21 protein-coding genes are annotated in these 23,761 nt (G+C 39.2%); 15 read left to right on the top strand and 6 right to left on the bottom strand.

Annotated features, from left to right (window positions below):
* Window positions 1-172: 172 nt before the first annotated feature.
* Both Q0954_RS10855 and Q0954_RS10850 read left to right on the top strand, forming a co-directional pair.
* Complete coding sequence (locus tag Q0954_RS10855; RefSeq protein ID WP_299456730.1) at window positions 173-1,960, top strand: helix-turn-helix domain-containing protein; 1,788 nt, start codon at window positions 173-175, stop codon at window positions 1,958-1,960.
* A gap of 130 nt (window positions 1,961-2,090) precedes the next feature.
* On the top strand, window positions 2,091-2,780 hold the full coding sequence (locus Q0954_RS10850) for a DUF4386 domain-containing protein (protein WP_299456728.1): 690 nt from the start codon (window positions 2,091-2,093) through the stop codon (window positions 2,778-2,780).
* Window positions 2,781-3,053: 273 nt separating this feature from the next.
* On the opposite strand, the gene Q0954_RS10845 is transcribed toward Q0954_RS10850, so the two are convergent.
* Window positions 3,054-3,536, bottom strand: a complete 483-nt coding sequence (locus Q0954_RS10845) for a GNAT family N-acetyltransferase (RefSeq protein ID WP_299456726.1) — start codon at window positions 3,534-3,536, stop codon at window positions 3,054-3,056.
* A 958-nt stretch (window positions 3,537-4,494) separates the two neighbouring features.
* Between Q0954_RS10845 and Q0954_RS10840 the strand changes: the two genes are divergently transcribed.
* The 3 genes from Q0954_RS10840 (at window position 4,495) to Q0954_RS10830 (ending at window position 7,323) form a co-directional block, all read left to right on the top strand.
* On the top strand, window positions 4,495-4,953 hold the full coding sequence (locus tag Q0954_RS10840; protein ID WP_299456724.1) for a hypothetical protein: 459 nt from the start codon (window positions 4,495-4,497) through the stop codon (window positions 4,951-4,953).
* A gap of 394 nt (window positions 4,954-5,347) precedes the next feature.
* On the top strand, window positions 5,348-6,559 hold the full coding sequence (locus tag Q0954_RS10835) for a trans-acting enoyl reductase family protein (RefSeq protein ID WP_299456722.1): 1,212 nt from the start codon (window positions 5,348-5,350) through the stop codon (window positions 6,557-6,559).
* 155 nt (window positions 6,560-6,714) lie between these two features.
* Window positions 6,715-7,323 (top strand): DUF4389 domain-containing protein, encoded by a 609-nt coding sequence (locus Q0954_RS10830; protein WP_299456720.1) that lies wholly within the window; start codon window positions 6,715-6,717, stop codon window positions 7,321-7,323.
* Between the two features lie 111 nt (window positions 7,324-7,434).
* Here Q0954_RS10830 and Q0954_RS10825 read toward each other — a convergent pair whose 3' ends face one another.
* Together Q0954_RS10825 and Q0954_RS10820 are read right to left on the bottom strand one after the other, a co-directional pair.
* Window positions 7,435-9,366, bottom strand: coding sequence for a SpoIIE family protein phosphatase (locus tag Q0954_RS10825; RefSeq protein ID WP_299456718.1), 1,932 nt, complete (start codon window positions 9,364-9,366; stop codon window positions 7,435-7,437).
* Between the two features lie 203 nt (window positions 9,367-9,569).
* Complete coding sequence (locus Q0954_RS10820; protein WP_299456716.1) at window positions 9,570-10,883, bottom strand: N-acetylmuramoyl-L-alanine amidase; 1,314 nt, start codon at window positions 10,881-10,883, stop codon at window positions 9,570-9,572.
* A 491-nt stretch (window positions 10,884-11,374) separates the two neighbouring features.
* Between Q0954_RS10820 and Q0954_RS10815 the strand changes: the two genes are divergently transcribed.
* Window positions 11,375-11,641: a hypothetical protein gene (locus Q0954_RS10815; protein ID WP_002699627.1), complete on the top strand. Its 267-nt coding sequence runs from the start codon at window positions 11,375-11,377 to the stop codon at window positions 11,639-11,641.
* Between the two features lie 244 nt (window positions 11,642-11,885).
* Window positions 11,886-13,256 carry a hypothetical protein gene (locus tag Q0954_RS10810; RefSeq protein ID WP_299456709.1) on the top strand — a complete coding sequence of 457 codons (1,371 nt, stop codon included), beginning with the start codon at window positions 11,886-11,888 and terminating at the stop codon, window positions 13,254-13,256.
* Here Q0954_RS10810 and Q0954_RS10805 read toward each other — a convergent pair.
* On the bottom strand, window positions 13,246-13,569 hold the full coding sequence (locus Q0954_RS10805; protein WP_299456707.1) for a T9SS type A sorting domain-containing protein: 324 nt from the start codon (window positions 13,567-13,569) through the stop codon (window positions 13,246-13,248). The genes Q0954_RS10810 and Q0954_RS10805 overlap by 11 nt on opposite strands.
* 770 nt (window positions 13,570-14,339) lie before the next feature.
* On the opposite strand from Q0954_RS10805, the gene greA reads away from it, so the two are divergent.
* The 6 genes from greA to Q0954_RS10775 all read left to right on the top strand — a co-directional run bounded on the left by greA (window position 14,340) and on the right by Q0954_RS10775 (window position 20,299).
* On the top strand, window positions 14,340-14,813 hold the full coding sequence (greA, locus tag Q0954_RS10800; protein ID WP_299456705.1) for a transcription elongation factor GreA: 474 nt from the start codon (window positions 14,340-14,342) through the stop codon (window positions 14,811-14,813).
* Window positions 14,814-15,023: 210 nt separating this feature from the next.
* On the top strand, window positions 15,024-15,416 hold the full coding sequence (locus Q0954_RS10795) for an HIT family protein (RefSeq protein WP_299456703.1): 393 nt from the start codon (window positions 15,024-15,026) through the stop codon (window positions 15,414-15,416).
* A 15-nt stretch (window positions 15,417-15,431) separates the two neighbouring features.
* Window positions 15,432-16,070 carry a Crp/Fnr family transcriptional regulator gene (locus tag Q0954_RS10790; RefSeq protein WP_299456701.1) on the top strand — a complete coding sequence of 213 codons (639 nt, stop codon included), beginning with the start codon at window positions 15,432-15,434 and terminating at the stop codon, window positions 16,068-16,070.
* A gap of 185 nt (window positions 16,071-16,255) precedes the next feature.
* Complete coding sequence (locus Q0954_RS10785) at window positions 16,256-17,134, top strand: hypothetical protein (RefSeq protein ID WP_299456699.1); 879 nt, start codon at window positions 16,256-16,258, stop codon at window positions 17,132-17,134.
* A gap of 675 nt (window positions 17,135-17,809) precedes the next feature.
* Window positions 17,810-18,610 (top strand): enoyl-CoA hydratase-related protein, encoded by an 801-nt coding sequence (locus tag Q0954_RS10780; RefSeq protein WP_157558579.1) that lies wholly within the window; start codon window positions 17,810-17,812, stop codon window positions 18,608-18,610.
* Between the two features lie 162 nt (window positions 18,611-18,772).
* Window positions 18,773-20,299, top strand: a complete 1,527-nt coding sequence (locus Q0954_RS10775; RefSeq protein ID WP_299456691.1) for an oligosaccharide flippase family protein — start codon at window positions 18,773-18,775, stop codon at window positions 20,297-20,299.
* A gap of 262 nt (window positions 20,300-20,561) precedes the next feature.
* Here Q0954_RS10775 and Q0954_RS10770 read toward each other — a convergent pair whose 3' ends face one another.
* Window positions 20,562-21,083: a hypothetical protein gene (locus Q0954_RS10770; RefSeq protein WP_299456689.1), complete on the bottom strand. Its 522-nt coding sequence runs from the start codon at window positions 21,081-21,083 to the stop codon at window positions 20,562-20,564.
* A gap of 249 nt (window positions 21,084-21,332) precedes the next feature.
* On the opposite strand from Q0954_RS10770, the gene Q0954_RS10765 reads away from it, so the two are divergent.
* Window positions 21,333-22,331: an acyl transferase gene (locus tag Q0954_RS10765; protein ID WP_299456687.1), complete on the top strand. Its 999-nt coding sequence runs from the start codon at window positions 21,333-21,335 to the stop codon at window positions 22,329-22,331.
* A gap of 71 nt (window positions 22,332-22,402) precedes the next feature.
* Here Q0954_RS10765 and Q0954_RS10760 read toward each other — a convergent pair whose 3' ends face one another.
* Complete coding sequence (locus Q0954_RS10760; protein ID WP_299456685.1) at window positions 22,403-22,963, bottom strand: leucine-rich repeat domain-containing protein; 561 nt, start codon at window positions 22,961-22,963, stop codon at window positions 22,403-22,405.
* Between the two features lie 64 nt (window positions 22,964-23,027).
* On the opposite strand from Q0954_RS10760, the gene Q0954_RS10755 reads away from it, so the two are divergent.
* Window positions 23,028-23,675, top strand: coding sequence for a phosphatase PAP2 family protein (locus Q0954_RS10755; protein WP_299456683.1), 648 nt, complete (start codon window positions 23,028-23,030; stop codon window positions 23,673-23,675).
* Window positions 23,676-23,761: the final 86 nt, after the last annotated feature.

The following is a 23,761-nucleotide window of genomic DNA, read 5'->3' as shown; positions in this document are numbered from 1 at the left end:
GGTAACTCTGGAAAAAATTACCGCATTATTTCATAAAGTAAAAATATGAACTTGCTTCAATGAAACCAATTGTTTGGATGAAGCACATATATTATGTGATGAGCCCTTATTTAGTACCTTGCAATGCATTTAAACAAAGTACGTGTAATCGATCTACTTTCAATACAACAATATGCCCAAACCAAAATCTATTGCGGTGTTGCCCTTTGCCAATCTGAGCACCAGCAACGAAAACGAGTTTTTTAGTGATGGTATTACCGAAGAAATCATCAATGCACTTACCCGTATACCAGGGCTTAGGGTAACCTCTCGCACCTCTTCATTTTATTTTAAAAATAAACAGCTTCCTGTAACCAACATAGGACAGCAGCTCAATGTGGCCTTACTACTGGAAGGGAGTGTGCGGTTGGCAGGTGATAAAATGCGTATCACAGCACAATTGATTGATGCAGCAGAAGACATTCATTTATGGTCGGAAACCTGGGACAGAAAGGTAGACCATATTTTTGATATTCAAGATGAGATTAGCCTACTGGTGGCTGACAAAGCAAGGGAGTTTTTAGGTCATTTTGATATTCAGGCACAATTGATTAATCCGCAAACCCAAAGCTACCAAGCGTATGAATGGTACCTTAAGGGGCGATTTTATTTTCGCAAGTGGAACCCCGAAGATGCCCAAAAAAGCGTGACTTGTTTTGAGCAAGCCTTAAAGTTAGATACCCACCACGCCGAATCATTATTGGGGCTTGCCGATGCTTTAGGTTTTTTGGCTACTACCGGAGCAATGGAGCATACCACCGCCTGGCAACGTGCCGAAACTTGTATCAATCAGGCACTTGTCATCAATCACCAACTCCCCGAAGCCCACTATCAACGTTCAAACTTACTTTTTTTTACTCAAGGCAATTATAGCATGGCTGTGCAGGCAGCTGTACAAGCACACAAATTGAACCCTCATTATGCGGAAGCAAACCAGCATTTGACTTTTTTGTATTTGATTGCGGGCAACAATATTGAAGCAAAAGCACACCTTGACCAGCTACTTATGCTTGATCCACTTTCGCAGGAAACCCGTTTTTTTCACGCCTTTTTTTTATACCAACAACGTCATTTTGCCCAATCCCTTGATATACTCAACCAATCGCTGCAAGCCAACCAATTCAATGTACCTGCTCATACCCTCAAATGTTATTGTTTGCTAAAATTGGGCAGAGCAGACGAGGTAAAAGGTTATTTTGATGGGTTGCCCCCAGGCATAGTGGTAGAAGGCGACAAACTAGGAGTAGAAGCATTGCGCTATGCCTTTCGGCAAGATACAACTAATGCTTACCGGGTGTTGAAAACCCTGGAAGAACGTGCTAAACTACCTGTGGGATTTCGTGAAAACTCTTTTCTTTTGTTTGTCTATACAGTGCTCCACCAAACCGACAAAGCATTTGCCTGGGTAAGTGCTGAACTTGAAAAAAAATCCCCCTTTTTACTCATGCATTACTCAGATGTAATGGTAGATGACCTAAAAACTGATCCCAGGTATGAGGTGTTCAGAAAGAAAATGTATGCAGTAAAAACAGGCAAAAATGCTCATAAGCCACCCAAAAAGCCGCTCATTGCCGAAGCCGAAGTAGAAGAGTATGCCCAAAAACTTCGAGCGTATCTTATCAACGAAAAGCCTTACCTTGACAGCAACCTATCACTAAAACTGCTTGCCAAAGCCTTGGGCATGCATGCCAATCAATTGTCGTGGTTGATCAACGAAAAAATGGGCGAAAACTTCAACCAATTGATCAACTCTTACCGGGTTCAGCAATTTAAGCAGCTCGCACAAAATCCGTCAAATGCCCACTTAAGCATTATCGGACTAGCATTTGAAAGCGGCTTTAATTCAAAAACGGTCTTTAATACTTACTTTAAAAAAGAAACCGGGCTTACCCCCAAACAGTGGATAAAGGCGCTTGAGTAGGCATATTTTGCCACAAAGAAGTTCGGATTTATAAATCGGAACTTCTATGCCAAAAACCCGAACATTTGTTGGAGGGCAATGCGATAGATTTGTACAAATCAAAATATAAGCATTTAAAAATTATCGCCTTATGTTCGCAAATATCTCATCAAAACAACAAGGAAAAATCGCCGGCTGGCTATATATCATGATTGCCGCTCTGGGTATATTTAGCATTGCCTATGTACCCAGTGTCATTGTATCAGAACAGGCAGCAATTACCCTTCAAAACTTAAAAAATCACCTGATGCTATTTAAGTGGGGCGTATTCGCCGATATATTGATAGGGCTGTTTGAAGTGGTATTGACTGCATTGCTGTATCAAATATTTTGTCAGGTAGGCAAAATCACCGCTATTGCAGCTGCTTATGCCCGCATATTAATGGTGGCTATAATGGGGGTAAACCTACTGGTATACCTCGCCCCGTTATTAGTAGTGTCATCGTCTGCCTTGAGCCAGCTTTTTACTTCAGTCGAACTTGCCCGTTATACCCAAATAGCCTTTAGGCTACACGCAATGGGTATTCTAATCTGGGGCTTCTTTTTTGGATTACACTTATTATTTTTGAGTTGGTTGGTGATCAAATCGCCTAAACACCCAACTTGGTTAGGGTATATAATGTGGGTGGGTAGTTTGGGGTACCTGCTTGAGTCGTTCAATAAAATTTGCCTGGGCAATAACGCTATACTTGCGATTGTATCGGGTGTACTGTTGGCAGCAGTAGTGATAGGTGAGCTAGGTTTTGGTCTGTGGTTGATGGTGAGAGGTGAGAAGGAGTGAAATAAAGGTCACTCTCATTAAGGAACGGTGCCAAAATAAATTTACATTCTTAACCTCATCTTTTTTGGACATGCTTCGTTAAAAAAACTTGCCATAGCTATGGCTATGCCGCGTTTTTTGACCTCGCCTGACCAAAAAATATTTCCTTAAACTATAGAACTTTATTTTTACACCATTCCTAAGAGTAGCATGACAAACATTACAACAAACACAAACAACGCAAGGGATTTTATGCCCTTGCGTTGGTCAACTTATCATTCGTTCTGTGGGTGATCATACTGTTTTTTTTCGCCATATCTTCAACATCCCAGGTTCATTGCCTGGACGTTCTTCGAATCCATATCTTTCATAAAAACCTGTGGTCCCTTCTGCTGACATAAGCCCAACAAAAGCATTTTGGTCGGCAACAGTGGCTAAGAATTTCATGATTTCGTTCATAATAAATTCGCCAATGCCTTTTTTCTGAAAAGCAGGTGCTACAATAATATCTTGAATATAAAAGTACAAAGCGCCGTCACCTATTACCCTGCCACAACCTATTACTTCATTTTCAAAAGTAGCACATACCGAGAAAATAGAATTTTTTAACCCTTGTTCGATGGTCTTCAAGTCCATTTTATCCCATCTTGCTGAGTCTCTTAACTTAGCATATTCCAGTGGGGTAGGGGTACGTTCCTCTACCTTTACCGAGCTGGCTCTACGCGAAGCCTGTCCTTTTCTGACAGCATTTACTTGATTTTTGATTTGCTCGTTCATTTTTTATAGTGTTAGAAGTATTACCTTGATAATGTAAATTGAGTAGCGTTCTTTTCATATGATGGGGTATGTTTAGGACTGTTAAAGGGTAGCAACTAATTCTTAAGTAAAAGTGTTATGTTATTGTTTGTAAGTACTACTATAAAGAGTGCTAATTTGGCGAAAACACCTATAAGAGGTGGTGAAAATTGTTTAATAAGTACTTATCTACTATAACAATTTAGAAAGATAAAAATAGCGATAAAAAAGCAAGAAAACAAGTTTATTAGCCAGATAGACAGGGAGTTATCAATAATATAAAAGGATAAGGTAAATTTTATGTATCATCCATGATACATTTTGTTGATTGCAATAGTTATATAAAATGTAGAAATAGTTCAGATAAAATTGATAAGCTTGGTCAAGCATAAAGTTTTGTGTACAACACAAGTGACTTAGTAAGTAGCAGCAAGTCCTTAGATACCGATGAATATCGGTGCAGTTAGCTATAAGCTACAAGTAAAGATAACTCTCTCATAATATGATAGTTATGCTTGCATATTAGGTGTATTTAATTTTGTCTTGGGACATACTTACTTAGGGGTAAAGCCATTGTCACTAATCGAATGTAATATAGTATTTGTGTCTGAGTTTGTATATCAATACTCCTCAGTGATTTTAGTCAAAGTTGATTACTGATTACCTTCGGTGAGCTCCCGTTGGTCGGTTATCAAATGGTTATAAGTTTAAAAACTATTTAATTACGTGTTTAGACGTAAAGCTGAAACCCTTTGAAAAATAAAGCAAGTAAGCAAATTTAATATACGCCATTGGTTTACAATGATTCATAGGGTAAACATTTACTCGAATCCGCTATGGACTACGGACTAAATGCTATGGACTATTGTATATAGTACTATTTTACTTTTCAAGCAATGAACCAAACTTAGGTTTACTTTTTTGTATAAAACATATTTCAATGAAACATCAGCAAATAATCAACTATTTTGTGTTTACCATCATATTCACCGCATCAACCTTGCAAGCATCAGCGCAAAACATAGTGGGTACGTATCGTTCAAACTTTCCTTTGGGAGGTTTTTTTATGACTACTGTAAAACTGCACGCCAATGGCTCATTTGATCACCACGTAGCTGGCGACATGCAACACCAACACCTACAGGGTACTTATGTTCAGAAAGATGGCAAAGTATACCTCAAAGTTGAGCCTAAAAAAGACGCTCCGGTAGATTTGAGTACATCAAGGGTGCATAATTATACATTGAAACAAATCAGCGGAGTGAGCTATCACTTGTTATATCATGTAGGTAGAAAACGCTTGTATGCCCACCATGAAAAAAGCGGCAAACGCATTATCAGGAAAAAAAACTATGCAAAAAACCGAAGGCAAAAATATTATCTCCACAAGTTAAAGTAGGTGGGGGCTTTTTCAGCACAACAGTTTGTGTATGCCAATGCTTTATTTTGATTGCACAATGAGAGCATTTGGTAGTTACTGGTTTGTCAGACACAATACTCCACAACAATTTGAGCCAAAATGACTTGCTGACCATCAGTTATTTATAAGCATCAAAGCAATTAATTGGTTGTTGGATTTGGGGCTAGTGCCTATAGCTTTTTTTTAATAAAAAAAGCATTTAAATATAATGTAATATACTGACAACCAATGATAAATAAAGCGGATGTTTACGGGTGAGTGATTAATAGTGGGTTACAGGCGAAACATGCACAAAGTTAAATAGTTGTTTTGTTAAACATATTCTTGTAATGTATGGCTCGATGACTGCCTTACAACCTCAAACAATAACAATATGCATAAAGCTTATGACATCGTCCTTTGGGGCGCTACTGGTTTTACTGGGCAGTTGGTAGCCCAATACTTACTACGCCAATATGGTACTGGGCAAACACTTACCTGGGCAATTGCCGGACGAAACGAAACCAAGCTAAAAAAAATACGCGCTGAACTGGGCAATGAAAACATTCCAATGATTATTGCCGACAGCCACGACCGCGCCTCGCTGGAAGCTATGGTGCAACAAACTAAAGTAGTATGCACTACTGTGGGACCTTATGCCAAATATGGTGACTTACTGGTAGAACTTTGTGTAACGTATGGGGTACATTATTGCGACTTGACTGGAGAAATACAATGGATGCGACGCACCATAGACCAACACCACGACCAGGCACAGGCAAACCAAACCAAGATTGTACATTGCTGTGGGGTAGACTCGATTCCATCAGATATGGGTGTATACTTTTTGCAAAAGCAAGCCCAGAAGCAATGGCAGGCTTACGCCAAAGAGGTAAAACTACGCCTCACTGAGGTAAGTGGTGGTGTGAGTGGAGGAACAGTAGCAAGCCTTGACAATGTAATGGAAGAGGCAAAAAAAGACCCGCAAGTGCAAGCCGTGCTTGACAATCCTTATAGCCTCAACCCAGTAGGGCAACAACAAGGCAACGATCAACTCGAACTTACTGAAACAACTTATGATGATGATTTCAAAGCCTGGATTGCCCCTTTTGTAATGGCAGCTATCAACACCAGAGTAGTACGCCGTAGCCACGCCCTGAATGGTTTTCCTTATGGAGAAGATTTTCGGTACGATGAAGCCACTTTTACGGGCGAAGGCATTACTGGCTGGGCAAAGGCTCAACTCACTTCGGTAGTATCCAACGCCCTTTTTGATCCAACGTCGTTTCTAAAAAAACTCATCAATCCTTTTTTACCCGATCCGGGCAAAGGACCTTCAGAAAAACAACGGGAAAACGGCTATTATAAAATGGTGTTACGGGGAGAATCTACCGATGGAAAAGTGCTCAAAGTATTGGTACACGGCGACCGTGACCCTGGCTATGGATCTACTTCTAAAATGCTGGCTGAAAGCGCAGTATGTTTAGCCAAAGACGAGCTTCCTGCCAGTTATGGCGTACTTACCCCACATACCGCAATGGGCGAAGCCCTGCTGCAACGCCTTGAGAAAAATGCAGGAGTAAAGTTTAGCCTAATGGAAGATTAGTGTGTTTGACAGGGGGGCGTACTACAAGTTTTGTTGTTGAGAAGTTTTTTATGAAATTTTATTTGTTTATTGAATAGAATTTGCTTGTGATTAGTTGATTTATTCTGTATTTTATCAAATATCTAAAACTTAACAACAATTAATTAAAAACAATTATGAAATTATACATTCAGCACCAACAAGAGTACTCCAGAGGAGAGTTATTGTTGAGAGCCTTTTTTGGTTGGTTGTACATTGGTATTCCCTACTTCTTTTTATCATTGATCCCAGCTATCATAGGCGCTTTTTATAGCTTAATCGGTGTATTTTCAGTACTCTTTACTGGAGTATACCCAGAGCATATGTTTGAGCATCAGGTAAAGCTCATGAACTGGCAACTGAGAGTGCAGGCGCGATTACTAAACCTAGTAGATGGAAATCCACCCCACGGGATGAATGCCCAAGATGAAGCAGTAGAGTTGGTGATAGAATATCCAGGCAAACAAAGCCAAGGAGATGCTATAATGAAGTTTTTTCTAGGGTTTTTCATGTTCATTCCCCATTATTTTGTATTAATTTTCAGGATAATCGTCTTGTACTTCTATTCTTTATTGGCATTTTTTACCATACTTATCTCGGCTGAGTACCCAGAAGGTGGTCACAAGTACGCTGTAGATACACTAAGGTATGTGATGCGAATTAACTTGTATTTTGGTTTTATGAATGATCGTTACCCTCCTTTTTCAGGAGCTCCCGACGAAGAGTTAGGCTTAGAAAGACGTTAATAAAAAACATATATAATGCATACATAGGGTTGTTATCATTGAATGGGTAACAACCTTTTTTTATTCATAACCTTCCTTTTTGTTCTTTGGCAAGGACTAAACAACGGGGAGTTATACCCGAAAACCAATTAACAAAATATCGTCACGTTGTACAGTGCCAAACATGTGGTCGTCAAGTGCCTGTTCCAGACCTTCTTTTTGCTTGGTTAAGGGTTGGTTAGCGATGCTTTTGAGCATTTCTTTGAACCGTTGTTTACCATATTTTTTTCGCTCAGTATTGTTTTGGTCAGAAAACCCATCTGTACTGAGGTAAATCAAACTACCATTTTCTAAAGTGACTTCGTGGTTGCTAAAATGAAATTTGTATTTATGCACCCCTCCAATCGAGCGCCTGTTGCCGCTTATCTCCTGAATACTCTTAGTACCAGCAGGTACATATAGCAACGGGCGTTTGGCACCAGAAAAAGTAGCCTTGGTTTGCTGTTCATTGATACGTTTCATCATCAGAAAAGCCACATCCATTCCATAGTCCCCTGAGTTATCATTGCCTTCCAGCACGTTCATTACCGAAGCATGGCAACGATTCAGTATTTCGGCGGGATCATTCAAACGATCTACAATTACGAGTTTGTCCAAAATCATGTAGCCAATCATCGACATAAAAGCCCCTGGCACCCCGTGTCCAGTACAATCTACTACTGCCAAAAAAACCTTATTGTCACGTTGGTGTAACCAATAAAAGTCTCCAGATACAATATCTTTGGGGCGATATAGCACAAAAAAGTTTTTGAGGTGTTTTGCCATTCTTTCCCGAAAAGGCAAAATAGCTTTTTGAATCACTTGAGCAGCTTGTATACTATCTGATACCTCTTTGTTTTTGCGCTCTAGTTCTGTATTCTTACTTTCAATAAAATTTTGCTGGCTTAAAATTTCCTCTTGTTGTAACTGTAGTTCTTCATTCTTGCCAATGAGTTCTTGTTTTTGGTGTAGAATCTCCTCATTTTTTTTCTGTAAAAGTCGATTGGTTTTTTGCTGGAGTTGATAACGGTTGAAAATAAAGAAAGCAATGAGCAAAATGGCAAGCACAGTGGCTATCGAAACATTACGGAGCAAAGTTTGGCGTTCTATTTCCAACTGCTTTTTAGCTATTTCCAATTCGCTGATTTCTTTTTCTTTGGTAAAAAGCAATAGATTTTGCTGATTTTGATTGTGAGAGCTTGACAGTTTCCAGATCAGTTCTTTTACATCATGTCCAAAGTACTTCTTGATGAGTTCATTGATCCAGGGCTTGAATTCCGCTGAATTAAAAAAAGCATCAATAGGTTCTTTCCAGCCACTTTTTTTAGGAAGCACAATAGCTCGTCCTGCCTTGTTAACCTGAAACAGGTTTTGCCGCTTGATTTTCAGCCCTTTTTTTAATGTCATTAAATATTCGGCAAGTTGTATGTAAGCAATATGGTTAGTATGGGTAGCTACAGCGGTTGTTAGATCGTCAAAGTGTTTCACTTTTTTATAACGAAGGCTGGGCAGGTAGGTGGCTATACGCTGAAGGTTTGCAGTACCAGTACTACGGGGTACAATGGCGGCAGTAACCCCCTTAAAACTAGTGGCTACTTCGTTACTATCCTGAAGTATAGGCAGGTTTGCACTGGATATGAGCACCTCTATATCGGGCATGTATACCGGGCTAAAAACGACTTCTTCTTTTCGTTCTTCGGTCACCGAAAAGGTAGATGCAGCAAATTCGCCAGGGTAGCCCCCCTTCATGAGTTGGTATACTTTACCAAAACTCTCCTGTTCCTGAAAAACAGGGATAACCTCAATGTTGTATTTTTTCTTTACAAACTTGACAAAACCACGTATAATGTCCGCTTCAAGCCCTTTCACCTGATTATCTTCCTTGTAGATAAAAGGCGTGATATTGATATGATAAATCTTTATTTCAGCCTTTTGGGTTATTTTGGCTTCTTGCCATGAAGTTTGTGCCTGAGCAATGTCTACACCGCAAATAAGCAAGGCAATGCATAGTATCCATTTGACCATAGCATACAGTATTTATTAATAAGTTTTGAATCAAAAAATTAGGTGTAAAATCACCTGAAAGCTTGTTTAAACTTTCGCATTTAGTGTGAACTACTTTACTGTTTCAATCAATCTTACTCCCAACTCAATACTTGAAAAAGCATCAGAGAAAAACTTTTCAGGCTGTATGCTTTATTCATGAACGTTCCCCAAAGAAAGAACGTCTACTTTTTTAAATAAGCCACAATGCCTTTATAGTAAGCCTTTGCTACCTCTACTACCCGTGTAGGTATTTTCTTGCCTTTCAACTCATAATCGTTGTTACCTAGTGCACGCACCTCTTGTTTATTATCCTGATACAGAGGCTCAATAAAACACAAGGTGCCGTATGTTTTGCGTGCCATTGACAGGTTGCGGGCATACACACCAGTAGCCTTAGTGGCTATACAAGCCCTGTTGATAAAAGGTTGGTTATTTTGCTTGGGCAAAATAGGTACATTGAGTTGGGTAACTACCTGTTGCAATATTGCTTTAGAAAAGCCTATCGATGACTCAATATCTTTAGTGAGCAACAGTCGCAAAAAATTGAAACGGTGTTCGGTAGCACTTAGCTCGTTTTTCATAAAACTACCCGCCACAAACGCCATGCAATTATTATGAGCAGTAGGCTTGTTCCAGGGTGCATTGGCGCCATCTACATTATAATGAACAATCATAGTGAGGTGAGGCTTGAAGTTGTTAATTTTTTCAATGCGGGCGTTAAAATCAGCCTTGCGGAATTTTTTGAAAAACATGAGCCATTTTTGACTTCTTTTTACTTTAATTCCTTTTTTGGCTTGCTGTTGCCTATAGTTTTCAAAAACTTGTTGATAGGTAGAGTCCAGCGCCATTAAATCAAAGCGTTTGCGGGTAAGCATTACCTGTGCCCCTTTTTGCTCCAGCATGTCGGCGAGTACACGGCAGGTATACCAAGCAAGCTCCGACTCAAAAAAACTGATGCGTTTACCACTGGCAAGAGTCATATCTATAAACTTCCTTTCCTTTTTGGCCATAGACAAGTTACCTGCAATGTGTCCAGGGTCAAGCGCCACCCTAAGCCCTTTGAGTGGGTGGGCAGGGTTTCCATTGATTATAAACTTGGCTGGCCTCATTAAGCTAGCGGTCAATTGAGGAAGCCTCCTTTGCTTGTAATACTTGAATGCTTCTGATGGGCGAGCAGCAGCTCTTTCTTGAAAAGCCCTTAAGTGTTGCCAAGGCAAATAGTACTCTACTTCTTTTGTATGCCCTTTCTCAGGGGTTGTGTACAACACAATGCCACTATCGCTTATGCTAAATGCTTGCTTCACCTGTTTGTCTTTAATTAAATATTTAGTGGCTCTTTTGGTGTAGTAATGCTTTAGGTATTTGTACGATTTGTTTTCGGGTTGCCCCTTACAACTAAAATGGCTGCATAAAATGACCAATACCAGTAACCTTTTGCCAAGTATCAAGTGTATAATGGTAAATGGATTCAAGGGGTTAAAAAGAGTTGTTTGCATTGATAATCGGGTTTTTGGGCGAAAACACAGTTTTTTCACTCCATTTTACTCATAAAAAACCGTTTACAACAATAAGTACACAAATAAAAATACTGAGAGAGAAACTTAAACTATAGGCAAGAAAAAAAATAATAAGCTAACTGATTGAGTTTGAGGGGTAAAATAAAAAAAAATGTTTTTTTTTAGATTCAGTGCAACCAAATGCTTGTAAGTTTCATCTACATAATAAACAACAACGAAAAAAAAGTGTATTGGAAAATTAATATTTTTTTAAAACATACTTTAAGACTATTAACTCAATGTTAAAAACGTTAAAGGATGCAACCAACGACATTTTTTTTGAGTCTCTTAAATAAACAACAATACCATATAAACAAAAAAAAGTAGTAGACACTGTAATATTTTTATTATACAATCTACTAATAGTTATAAACAAGTTCATCAAAATTGCTTACAATATTTTTCAACACTATAACTAAATAAAAATAGCCATGGAAAAGACCATCAAAAATCTGACAAACGCTTTTATGACAGTATTTGCTGTTGCTGTAAAGAAAAGCACAAGACAAGGACACGTGTTTTGGGTAATAGAGCCCAATCTTGAGGATGTAGACTATACCATCATTAAGTTTTATGACTCTAAAAACAACTTACTGCACGAAGATCGTCTTGAAAACACGCACCCCGATGTAATTGACGAAGCGACGATCCGTCACTTAAACAAAACCACTAAAAAATTATTGGGTCGTGCCTCTTAAAACGCAGATGTTCACTTGCGTACTGAAATTGCTTCAGGTATCTAAATTACCCGTTATTTTTTAATAATACTACCCCTATTTATTCCTTTCTTTTTGTTCCTGAATCGGCTTGGGTTGCATAGTTCCACATGTACACCCACCTCCATGAGCATTTACTTCCCTGTGTTTTCTGATACCATTGTTTTGAATTGATTGATCTACCCCCTACTTTCGGTATTCTGTTGTTTACTCACTTCATTGTTATATGCCGGGTATCCTCTTTTTTAGTATTCATTGTATATTCATTACACTATTGGTAGTAGTGTGGAAACAAAATAACCAACAATCCCCTCTACGTGCCTGGATTGTACCAGGAGTGTGTCTCAAAATATTGACTGGCATTGCCGTTGGGTTATTTTTTCAACGTTATTATGGCTATGGGGGCGACTCTTGGAACATGCATTATAGTGCTACAGAGTTAAGTCAGGTGGCGTGGCAAAACCCCTTATCATACCTTCGTTTGTTGCTGTTTAATGAGTATTACCACATTCCGCACTTGTCTTATCCCAATATGTGGGAGCAGCCCCGCTATCTTTTTGTTGTCAAGCTCGTCAGTGTGTTGCACTTGTTCACAGGTACCAGCTATTGGCTTACCTCTTTTTATTTATCTTTATTTTCATTTTGTGGGTTGTGGCAGCTTGCCAATACTTTGACCAAGCAATTTCCCTCTACTCGTTGGGCAGCAATTGCCGCATTTTTACTGTTTCCTTCAGTGGTGTTCTGGAGCAGTGGATTACAAAAAGAAAGCCTTGCCATTGGTGTGATAGGTTGGATGGTACATCAGTTTTTGCAAGCTTTTTTACCTTCTACCCGGCAGTCTTATGCATTTTGGCTCAAAAGTAGTCTTTTATGGTGGGTGGGTATTGCCTGGCTGTGGCAACTTAAGTTTTACTATATGGGAGGTTTGGTTCCTGTGATGTTAAGCATAGCATTGGCACAGTTAGCCACCAGAAAACTATGGCCAATGGCTACAGACACTGCTCAGGCACACAATAAGCTGTGGTTGTTTGTGGTTTTTTTGGCAGGTTTGTTATGGTTGGCAAGCATGTTACACCCCAAGTTACACTTGTCTCAGTTTATGCATGTGTTGGTACTCAACCACAACGCCAGTTTTAATTTCTCAAATCCTGACGATGTCATCCATTATACCAGAATCGGCGGGGGCTACTTCAATATTACTTCTGCGCCCAGTAGTTTATTATACAATACTCCACTTGCCTTTGTTTCGGGACTGTTTCGCCCTTTTATATGGGAAGCCAACAACAAAGTAAAGCTATTGGCAGGGGTAGAAAACTTATGGTTGATGGGGTTGTTATGTTATGCAGTGGTTTTTCTTATCAAGGACAAATGTCGCTCTATTGATATAAAGCAACACCCTAAGCTGGGGCTTTTGCTGGTGGGCACACTTACTTACATTACTTTGCTGGCAGTATTACTTGCCATTGCTTCGCCCAATTTGGGTAGTTTATCACGTTATAAAGTAGGTTTTTTACCATTTATGGCCTATCTGTTACACATTCCGCTTAGCTTCAGTTTCCATCAATGGTGGGCAAAACGTAAAAAACTTAAAGTTTAGTAACCACCATGCGTTGGGTAGTGGTGTATGCTCCCGATGATATTTTTAGAATATAATAACCTGGCAGGAGCGATGCTGTAGGAACAAAGGAGAGGCTTCGTAATATTTTAGATTCTTTGACGGTTTGTCCCAACAGGTTTGCAATAGTGACCTTAATATGTGGCTTGGTATGGTCGATTTTGAAGTTGATTTTGTGAAAAAATAAATTTTCACCCTTTTTTATGCGTATGTAAGGATCGTGCGCATAAGTGCTTGTTTGTAGTATAAAAACCAACGCCAAAGGAATAGATAAAAAAAGTAGTTTTTTATTCATAAAAGGTTTATTTAGCCAAATAGTGGTCATTATCAACCTATACTTAATCGTATAAACAGGTGTTGCATTTTTTCGACGAAATATGTATGAATATGGATAATATGTAATTTTTAGAGTATAAAAATTGTTGGTATCATAATTTAAAGCTAAATTTGTAACAAGCCTCTTTTACTACGAAAGGGGATTTTTTTTTCAAAACATTCAACAAAAAAATACGTATCTAGTCTTTCCATACAAGATATAATTTTCATTAAATAGAAATATTTTTCTATAGCAATTTAGAACGGCTCTTTTACCGTTCTTTTTTTGTTATCCATAGTGAAGTAACCTTATAAAAAATAAAGTTTTCCAAACAGACCAAGCTCTTGTTTGTCAAGTTTACAAATTATACAATGCTATGAGTAAACAGTGGTATGCTATGAAACAAAGCTTGACCTGACATTGGTTGATTCAACTATTTACCTTGATCAACTCGACATGGTGGAATGGAGCAGGTTATTCTTTATAGGTTTACTAACAAGGCAATCATGACTACACAAAGCTCAACAGAGCAGTTACAGGTTACATGACAATGCTTATATTCATCGCTGAAGTATGGGTACATTATTGCTAAATGGTGCTGCAAATCAAGATGTTAAAATAGGTGAGGTGTAAGTGAGGCCTGTTTTTGCAATAAAAAAGTATTGCAAAACTATTCGCAACATCCACTGGTTTAGTCTTGGCATAGCACTAAAAAACAAAAATATTTTTGATAAAAAATAGTAAAAAAAATGGCTAAAGTATCTTATTATACAAAAGAAGGGTTGAAAAAGCTTAAGGATGAGCTTCAGCACCTAAAAACCAAAGGGCGTGCAGACATGGCACATCAAATAGCAGAAGCTCGTGATAAAGGTGATTTGAGTGAGAATGCAGAATATGATGCAGCCAAAGATGCTCAAGGTTTGTTAGAGTTAAAAATTGCCAAACTGGAAGACACGGTTGCCAATGCTCGCATTATAGACGAGTCAAATATTGATACTTCAAAGGTATCTATCTTGTCAACGGTAAAGATAAAGCACCAAAAGCTTAAAAAAGTATTGACATACACCCTTGTTTCAGAAGAAGAAGCCAACCTCAAAGAAGGTAAAATTTCTGTACAATCGCCCGTGGGCAAAGGGTTACTAGGTAAAAAAGTAGGTGAAGTGGCCGAAGTACATACTCCAGCAGGCAAAACCGATTTCGAAATACTTGAAATTACCCGTTAAGAAATTCTGTGAGAGCACATAGCTCTGGGTGAATGAATGCATAATTAAACCGTATACTACCAGGTCTTATCTGGCATACTTCCAATAATCATCAATTTTTATTGTATTTTGCTCGCAGCTTTGCATCAATGGCAAAACATGCTAAACTTGCCATTGAGGTAGTGATTTGCTATTTATTATCATTCATTCACTCAATTTCAATAAATAATTATGTCCACTATATTTTCTAAAATTATATCTGGTGACATTCCAAGCCACAAAGTAGCCGAAACTGAAGATTATTATGCTTTTTTAGATATATTTCCGGTGGCAAAAGGACATACCTTGGTGGTTCCCAAAAAAGAGGTTGACTATATTTACGACCTGGACGATGAAACCCTGACTGGGCTGCATCTTTTTGCCAAAAAAATAGCTACTGCGATTAAAAAAGCTTTCCCTTGTGAGCGTATCAGTGTGGTAGTGGCCGGATTTGAAGTGCCTCATGCACATATTCACCTTATTCCTTCCAACAATATGGCTGACTTGCAGTTTACTGACAAGCTTTCTTTTACCCCCGAAGAACTGACCGAAATTGTTGGGCACATTCAGACACACCTTGACTAAAGTTACCTTTGTTGAATGAAAGCACTGGAACCGTTTTATCAGCAAATGGGTATACGTGAACCTGCGCTTAGGCAAGCCATTGAAAAACATGGTTTTGTAACAGCGCATGTGGCTCAAGAGCGCCTAATAAAAACAGGAGAATATATCAAAGTGCTTAAAATTTTGTTGCAGGGAAGGGTACGGGTTTTTCAGGAATCCGAAGATCGGGAGATTTTGATCTACTACCTCTCTCAAATGGAAACCTGTACCCTTTCTTTATCGGCTTGTTTTGGCGACTGCCAAAGCACCGTATCTGCCATTGTAGAAAGTAACCAGGCACAAGTACTCAATATTCCGGTAAGGTATGTTACAGATTGGTGTCATCAATATCCTTCCTGGAACCACTTCACCATTGATACGTTCAGGCATAGTTATCAGGTATTGATGGAAAGTTACTCAATGTTGGCGTTTAAAACCCTTAACGAAAGGTTGTGGGAGTACCTTACCAATAATGCTTGCCCTTCAACAAACAATGTAGTACTTATGTCGCACCAGCAAATAGCCAACGAGTTGGGTACCACCCGTGAAGTTGTATCGCGATTGCTCAAAAAATTGGAAAAGCAACAACGAATACGCCTGGGGCAAAAGTCTATTCAGATTATTTATTCAAGCTAAACAGTAGCAAGCAGTTAGCCACAAGTCCTTAGATAAGGCTACTATAAATAGATTTTATAATAATAAGATGTATTTAGCGACCACTTCGTATTTATTTTTTTGACCACTTGTGCCAAAAGTCACAGGTATGTATTACTACTCTACCTTAATTTTGTTTCATCAAATAAATAAACCAAATAATACCGATGAAACAGACATCTCAAACAAGCTTATTAGTTATTGCGTTGATTATCACTGGGTGGAGTGTTGCCTTGGGGCAAAATAAACAACGCTACACTCATCACTCTCCAGTAGCACACCACCAGGTAGCACTGGAAGTATTGCAAGCCAGCAAAAGCTGGATCAATGCATTTAACCAAGGCAAAGCAGCACAATGTGGCCAAGCTTATCACCATAAAAATGCAACGATGAGGGCAATGCCTTTTGGGGTAAAACAAGGGCAGGCTTCAATTACTGCTTTTTGGTCGTCGTTGATTGCTCAGGGAGCCTCTCAGCTGGAGTATACCCAAGTAACTATAGAGGTTGTCAATAAAAATACAGCGTTGTTGTCAGCCAATTGGCGCATGAATATAGGCGAGGGCAAAATTTATCAGGAAAAGTGGGTAAAAGAGCAAGGTGTATGGTACCTGATGTATGACGATTTTGAGGTATTGAAAAAATACCCAAAGCCCATTAATTACCCACTTCATTCGGTGGCAAGTCATCAGGCTTTAGAGGGGGTAATTCAAACTTCTATGCAATGGGTGAAAAGTTTTAATCAACAAAAAGCAACTACCTGCGCCAATATGTATGCACAAAGTGCTACCCTCAACGGAGCACCTTTTGCCAGTGTACATCATCAGGCAGCTATTCAGAGCTTTTGGGCCAAGCTTGTCAAAGATGGAGCGCGTAACCTTATTTACCATCAGCTGAAGGCAGAGGCAGTAACCCCAGGTGTGATAAAACTAGCCGCACATTGGTCTATGAATATAGGTGAAGGTAAAATTTATCAGGAAAAGTGGGTAAAAGCGCAAGGTAAGTGGCGTTTGGGTTATGACGAGTTTGAAGTATTAAAACAGTACTAATTACTCAGTCTTGTTGCAAGCTTTTGGCTTGTATCACTCTTCCTCAAACCTGACAGAATTTTTAGCATTGTCATAGAATCCTGTCAGGTTTGAGGAAAACCAATCAATTATTCCACATTAACCAAGGCAACAAAAAATATAACTCCCCGCGAAGAGGGCAATCATAAAAGATTGCCCTTACGTTTATCAATTGTAATTAAATCTACCAATTATCTACCTTGGTGTTAATTTATGACATACACCTTTGTCAAATACCCCTTACATTTGTGTTGCAGAAATCTATCTAAATATCACCTGAAGGGCAGAGCAGTCACAAAAGGTAGTTTTTTTAAATGAATAGTTTGGCTTTGTTCAAATCTACTCTTATCAATACAACAGATTTATCAAATAACAATTTAATTTTCTCTGCTCTCAGGTGTTTTTTCAAATCAACTACTCTTTTTGTTTAAGTATTAAACTATCCTCTTTTCCCAATCTTTTTTTGTGTATCTAAAAAATGCATTGAACTAAGTTTTTATTTTAGTGTTTTTAGCAAATATTCATTGCTGTATATTCGTTATTACTTATTTGTTTTTTTGTTGTAACATTTCAACAAAAACCTGAAATAAAGTACTTATATGTAAACATACGCCTACTTTTTGCTATTTTGGACTCGAAAACTAATGTGAGTATATAATGATTACTATTAGCAATACAGAACTTAAAAACCTGGATATAGAAATATCCGATGGTATTGCCACCATTACTATCCGTCGTGGCTCTAAACTAAACGCCTTGAACTATGATACGATCGAGGATTTGCGTAAAGCAATGAAGGAGGTAAATACCAACAGTGATATTCTGTCGGTAATTATTACAGGTGAAGGTACTAAAGCCTTTGCTGCTGGAGCTGATATTGCCGAGCTCGCCAAATTGGACGAGGTAGGCGCTAAACGCTACTCGCAAAATGGACAAGACGTATTTGCCATTATCGAGAACTGTACAAAACCAATCATTGCGGCTGTTAACGGCTATGCATTAGGAGGAGGTTGTGAGTTGGCGCTTGCTTGTCATATGCGTATTGCTGTAGAAGCAGCCAAGTTTGGTTTACCTGAGGTAAAGCTGGGTACATTGCCAGGTTTTGGGGGAACCCAACGTCTTACCCAAAGCATAGGGAAGTCTAAAACACTTGAGTTGATCATGACAGGCGACATGTTATCGGCAAAAGAAGCAAAAGACCTTGGTTTGGTAAACCACATGGTAACTACTCACGAAGAGCTGATGAACAAAAGCCGGGAGATTTTGACTAAAATTTCTGGCTCAGGGCCTTTAGCAATTGCTATGGTGATCAAATCGGTAAACGAAGTATACAGCAGTGACGAAAGAGGGTATTTGAAAGAAGCCCGGTATTTTGGACAATCGGCTGGTACAGAAGACTTTCACGAAGGAATGGAAGCTTTCTTGCAAAAACGAAAGCCCGATTTTAAAGGCGAATAAGCGACTACAAGCCATTAGCTACAAATAATTTGAAATTGTTCACAATAAACCAGTGATATTGTGACCTGATATAAAATACTTTTGAGCAATCCCTCTTTATTTTAATTAATAAAAGAGGGATTTTTTTATGTTTGCAACCACATCGTTTGACAAATAAAGTTTATGAGCGTACTTAAGAAATTGGCGGGCGAAACCGTGTTATATGGGATGAGCAGTATTGTGGGTAGAATGCTCAACTTTTTGCTGGTGCCTTTGTATACCGCTGTATTGCCTGCTGCTGACTATGGTTTTCAGAGTGAGTTGTATGTGTATGTTGCTTTTCTAAACGTGTTGTATGCTTATGGCATGGAAACCACGTTTTTTAGGTATGCTGCCAAAGCAGAAAACGACCCACAAGAGGTATATAACACGGCTTTGTCTTATATATTGGTGACCAGCACTATTTTTTCTGCTTTACTTATTGTGTGTGCCCAACCTATAGCCCGTAGTTTGGGGCACCCCGAAAGCTCCCACCTCATTGTATGGCTGGCCATTATCATAGCTGTAGATGCGGTATTGATTATTCCTTATGCTCGTTTGCGGTTAGAAAATAAAGCAAAGCAGTTTGCCGTGACCAAGCTCATCAACATATTTGTAAATATTGGGTGCAATTTGTTTTTTCTGTACTTCTGTAAAAACATCTACGAAGGCAAGTTTTTGACCCAATACCAAGCATTGGTTGCCCGTGTTTACAACCCCGACATGGGCATTGGCTACATTATTTTGTCAAACCTGGTGGCAAACGCCCTGGTACTTCTGTTGCTTTACCGTTCTTTTCTTAGGTTTCGCTTTCGCTTAAATTGGGCGCAGTTTCGCCCCATGTTTATCTATTCTTACCCGTTAATGTTTATGGGCATTGCGGGCATTGCCAGTCAGCTGCTCGACACCATTATGTTGAAATACTATTTGCCGGAAGGTTACTATTATGGCAAAAGCAACGAAGCAGTGGTGGGTATTTACCGGGCTTGTGGTAAACTTGCCATTTTTATGAACTTAGGCATCCAAGCGTTTAAATACGCTGCTGACCCTTTCTTTTTTTCCAGGGCAGAAGACAAAAAAGCACCAGAGTTGTTTGCCAGGGTGATGAAATATTTCATCATTACGGGTGCTGTGTTTATGGTGGGTATTGGGCTCAACTTAGATATTATAGTACTGCTTTTACGCAAACCAGTGTACCGCGAAGCCATCGGCGCAGTGCCTTTTATGTTGTTGGGGTACTTATTTTTGGGAGTATACACCAATCTGTCAATATGGTTTAAGCTCACCGATAAAACATTTTATGGCACTTGGTTGGTAACCGGAGGGGCATTGCTTTCATTATTGCTTAATTACTTGTTGATTCCGGTCATGGGGTATATGGGATCGGCAGTGGCTTTGCTGGTGGTATATATGGGTATGACAGTGGCTTCTTACCTCATTGGTCAAAAACACTTTTATGTACCCTATCAGGTAAAATCAGCCTTGGTGCATGTAGGGTTGGCAGCGGTGTTGGTGTTTGGCGTACAGTTTGTAAACCTGGGAAGTGCCTTGATGAATTTTTTGTTGCATCAAGGCTTGTTTGCAGGCTATTTGGTGTTGTTGGTAGCAATAGAGTGGCAAGATATAAAGGCATTGATTGCCCGCCTAAAAAACAGAAAGCGACCCAAATAATAAACAGTTGAATCAGTTGCTCCTAAGGAATGGTGTAAAAATAAATTTCTATAGTAACGCTAAAATATTTTGTTGCTATACGCGGCACGGCAATATCCAGTGGATATTGAGCGAGCTTGAGGGATGGTCTGCTAATAGCATCGCTATTCGGCTATTTTTTAACAAAGTATAGCCTCAAAAGATGAGGTTAAGAATGCGTATTTATTTTGGTACCATTCCTAAGTAATACGAAGTAGAAAAAAAGCATAAAAGAGGGTTTAAATTAGTCGATATTTACTGTGACAGAGTCAGTAAAGATGGTGTCGCTTGTATTACCTGCCCGGTCTTGTATATAGATTTGAAACTTCCAAATATCGTTTTTCGGAATCCCTAGTTCTGTGTAACTAGCTACCCGAATACCAGGAAAACTATATTGCAATGTACCTTGAATAGGTCCTGTAGAGCCTCCGCTTAAGTCATCAAACCTACCATTAAATGTAAGGCTTGAACTAGGCTGTTCAAATTTGACAAACTGACCATTTCTTCTGAGGTAAATGCTGGCAAAAAAATTATCCCCTTCATTATTAGACAAGGCACCCAAGTCGCCATCGCCATCGGTAAACTTGATGGTAATAGAAATGGAGTCAGACGGGTTGCCCAATTGATCAGTAGTTCTGATTACCTCTATTTTGTCAAAGTCTATGTCAGGGCTTAGGCTAAATTTGGGCTTAGAAATACAGCCTGTCATTGCCCAGGCTAAATACATACACCAAACACTCAAAAAAATATAACTTGTTTTTTTCATTTGTATGAAAATTATAATGAAATCCTCTGGCAGTTTTATACCTGAGTGGTATACTTGGGTATTTGTAATAGCATAGACAATTGAAATTTAATATTTGCATCAAGTATTTTAAAAACCTACTTGCCTATACCTGCCAGGTTTTGGAAACCTGGCAGGTATAAAACGCTATTTTATTAAAAATCTACTGACTGCACTAAAACAAACACAATAATACAATTATTTTACTACTTGAAACCTATTTCCAAGTTTATGAAGTTCAGCGAAAGCTTTAAAAATAATATTTTACAACTACAGGACGCTGATTTTGAGCAATATGCTACTGAATTATTTCATTATCAGGTAGCACACAATGCCGTGTACAAAGAATACGTGGGTTATTTATCGGTAAAACCTGCTCAAGTAAAACGCTTGGCAGATATTCCTTTTTTGCCCGTTGAGTTGTTCAAATCGCATCAAATCATTAGTGGCAATAGCCAATCTATTATTCAAAAGACGTTTGAAAGTAGTGCTACCACTATGCAAACCACCAGCAAGCATCATGTGTTAGATTTAGAGTTTTACCGAAAGGTAAGCCAACAACTATTTGAGCAAAAATACGGGGCATTGACTGACTTTCAGGTCCTTGCTTTGTTGCCCTCTTACCTCGAACGCAACAACTCTTCGTTGGTATATATGGTGCAGCATTTCATTGAGCAAAGTCAATCGCCCGAATCGGACTTTTTTCTACACAACACCCAAGCATTGGTAGATAAACTAAAGCATTTGAAGGCAAATAGCCAGCGTAAAATACTTTTGATAGGAGTTACTTTTGCCTTGTTAGACCTTGCCGAAGCGCACACGCTGGATTTGTCGGAGGTAATACTCATGGAAACCGGAGGAATGAAAGGGCGACGCAAAGAAATGTTGCGATCGGAAGTACACCAAGTATTAAAGGAGCGCTTTGGGGTAGCAACAGTGCACTCAGAGTATGGTATGACCGAACTGTTGTCGCAAGCTTACTCTAGCGGGCACGAAGAGTTTGACATGCCCACCACCATGCGCATACTATTACGCGATGTAAACGACCCTTTGTATATAGACAACAATCTGCGTTATGGAGCCATCAATATAATAGACCTTGCCAATGTAGATTCGTGTGCTTTTATAGCCACCCAAGACTTGGGTAAAGTCACTGGCGATCGCACCTTTCAGGTATTGGGGCGCTTAGACAACAGCGATATTCGGGGCTGTAACTTGTTGGTAGTGTAGCGAAAATAAGGTTCAAGCTATTAGCGACAAGTAGTCGTTTGTTTGGCTGGCTCTCACCGTTAGAGTAAAACTTAATACATTATTTTAGTCTGAGGTAATGCCTCTTTCAAGGCTTGTATTTGTTCTACAGTGAGCAAATTGCCCGTAAGTTGAATAGTTTTGAGCTGAGGCATTTGCCAGAGCACTTCGGGCAGGGTCATCAGGCGGTTTTGTCTAAGGTCGAGGTGCTTAAGCTGAGTCAATTGTGCTAAACTAGCGGGCAATGAATGCAACATACCATAAAAAAGCTCCAGGGTTTCGAGACTCGTAAGTTGGGTCACTACTTCAGGTAGTTGACTTAAACGGTGATAGTCTAGTTTTAGGGTTTGCAACTGCTTGAGCTGCCCCAATTGAGCGGGCAAGTTTTTGATGCCCATAAATGAGAAGTCCAGTGTGGTCATTTCTTGCAAAGGCGCCATCAACTCTTCGTTTAAACACAGCCAGCATGAATATTTGGTTTTGGTAAGCCCTTTGTAAAATGTCTTGGGTAAGTCCATTCCTTTGGCAATTTGAATCGCCAGTTGAAAGTTTTCTGTACTTTCGCTGTTAAGCAATCGTACCAAGTTGCTGATGTCATCGATAGAGTGATTCATGAAAGCATTGTTTTAAAGTGAGTTATTGGCAAATTTCTCTATTTTTGCATCAAATTTTAAGACAATGCGCCAAATTATCCGTCAAAACTCCATATTTTTTATTTTACTAACCTTCTACCTTGTGGTAGGAGGCATCCTTTTGTTAAACCACCAAAAAGGAGAACTAGAGCTATGGCTCAACCAAAGACATACCCCATTGGGCGATGTGTTTTTTAAATATGTCACTTTTTTGGGTGATGGCACCTTCTGCTTGATCATGGGAGGGATTTTGCTTTTTGTCCGGTTTTATTATGCTCTGTTAGCTTTATTACCCTTATTGAGCGGTTTGGTTGCTCAGTTATTCAAACGTACTATTTACGCCAATGCCGGGCGCCCCAAGTCGTTCTTTGGCAACGACCCTTCCCTTAACTTTGTCAGTGGGTATGAATTTGAACATTTAAGTTGCTGCAATAGCTTTCCGTCGGGGCACACCACTACTGCTTTTGCGGTTTTTCTTGCTTTTGCTTTTATAGTGCGGTCTTCTTACCTCAAAGCATTGTTTTTTTGTCTGGCAGTATGTGCGGCTATATCGCGGGTATATTTGCTGCAGCACTTTTTTGTAGATACCTATTTTGGAGCCATTTTGGGTACGACTACTATGTGTCTTTTTTTGTGGTGGCTTGAGCACAAAAAGGTTGGTGAGAGTGCTTTGATGCAAAAACGCCTGGGATAATCGATACTTGCAACATTTTGGGCAAATCAACCACTGAATTTTTTGTTCAAAGTCTGTCTGTCTTTCTGGCTATGGGTGAGTTTTAT

Source organism: uncultured Microscilla sp. (genome assembly GCF_947493425.1).
Classification (GTDB): Bacteria; Bacteroidota; Bacteroidia; order Cytophagales; family Microscillaceae; genus Microscilla.
The sequence above is the reverse complement of the archived record's forward strand: the minus strand, read 5'-3'. Positions and strand labels throughout refer to the sequence as shown.

Excerpts from the sequence above, each read along its gene's own strand:
- Q0954_RS10855 (WP_299456730.1), top strand. The coding sequence starts at position 173 with ATGCCCAAACCAAAATCTATTGCGGTGTTGCCCTTTGCCAATCTGAGC.
- Q0954_RS10850 (WP_299456728.1), top strand. The coding sequence starts at position 2,091 with ATGTTCGCAAATATCTCATCAAAACAACAAGGAAAAATCGCCGGCTGG.
- Q0954_RS10845 (WP_299456726.1), bottom strand. The coding sequence starts at position 3,536 with ATGAACGAGCAAATCAAAAATCAAGTAAATGCTGTCAGAAAAGGACAG.
- Q0954_RS10840 (WP_299456724.1), top strand. The coding sequence starts at position 4,495 with ATGAAACATCAGCAAATAATCAACTATTTTGTGTTTACCATCATATTC.
- Q0954_RS10835 (WP_299456722.1), top strand. The coding sequence starts at position 5,348 with ATGCATAAAGCTTATGACATCGTCCTTTGGGGCGCTACTGGTTTTACT.
- Q0954_RS10830 (WP_299456720.1), top strand. The coding sequence starts at position 6,715 with ATGAAATTATACATTCAGCACCAACAAGAGTACTCCAGAGGAGAGTTA.
- Q0954_RS10825 (WP_299456718.1), bottom strand. The coding sequence starts at position 9,366 with ATGGTCAAATGGATACTATGCATTGCCTTGCTTATTTGCGGTGTAGAC.
- Q0954_RS10820 (WP_299456716.1), bottom strand. The coding sequence starts at position 10,883 with ATGCAAACAACTCTTTTTAACCCCTTGAATCCATTTACCATTATACAC.
- Q0954_RS10815 (WP_002699627.1), top strand. The coding sequence starts at position 11,375 with ATGGAAAAGACCATCAAAAATCTGACAAACGCTTTTATGACAGTATTT.
- Q0954_RS10810 (WP_299456709.1), top strand. The coding sequence starts at position 11,886 with ATGCCGGGTATCCTCTTTTTTAGTATTCATTGTATATTCATTACACTA.
- Q0954_RS10805 (WP_299456707.1), bottom strand. The coding sequence starts at position 13,569 with ATGAATAAAAAACTACTTTTTTTATCTATTCCTTTGGCGTTGGTTTTT.
- greA (WP_299456705.1), top strand. The coding sequence starts at position 14,340 with ATGGCTAAAGTATCTTATTATACAAAAGAAGGGTTGAAAAAGCTTAAG.
- Q0954_RS10795 (WP_299456703.1), top strand. The coding sequence starts at position 15,024 with ATGTCCACTATATTTTCTAAAATTATATCTGGTGACATTCCAAGCCAC.
- Q0954_RS10790 (WP_299456701.1), top strand. The coding sequence starts at position 15,432 with ATGAAAGCACTGGAACCGTTTTATCAGCAAATGGGTATACGTGAACCT.
- Q0954_RS10785 (WP_299456699.1), top strand. The coding sequence starts at position 16,256 with ATGAAACAGACATCTCAAACAAGCTTATTAGTTATTGCGTTGATTATC.
- Q0954_RS10780 (WP_157558579.1), top strand. The coding sequence starts at position 17,810 with ATGATTACTATTAGCAATACAGAACTTAAAAACCTGGATATAGAAATA.
- Q0954_RS10775 (WP_299456691.1), top strand. The coding sequence starts at position 18,773 with ATGAGCGTACTTAAGAAATTGGCGGGCGAAACCGTGTTATATGGGATG.
- Q0954_RS10770 (WP_299456689.1), bottom strand. The coding sequence starts at position 21,083 with ATGAAAAAAACAAGTTATATTTTTTTGAGTGTTTGGTGTATGTATTTA.
- Q0954_RS10765 (WP_299456687.1), top strand. The coding sequence starts at position 21,333 with ATGAAGTTCAGCGAAAGCTTTAAAAATAATATTTTACAACTACAGGAC.
- Q0954_RS10760 (WP_299456685.1), bottom strand. The coding sequence starts at position 22,963 with ATGAATCACTCTATCGATGACATCAGCAACTTGGTACGATTGCTTAAC.
- Q0954_RS10755 (WP_299456683.1), top strand. The coding sequence starts at position 23,028 with ATGCGCCAAATTATCCGTCAAAACTCCATATTTTTTATTTTACTAACC.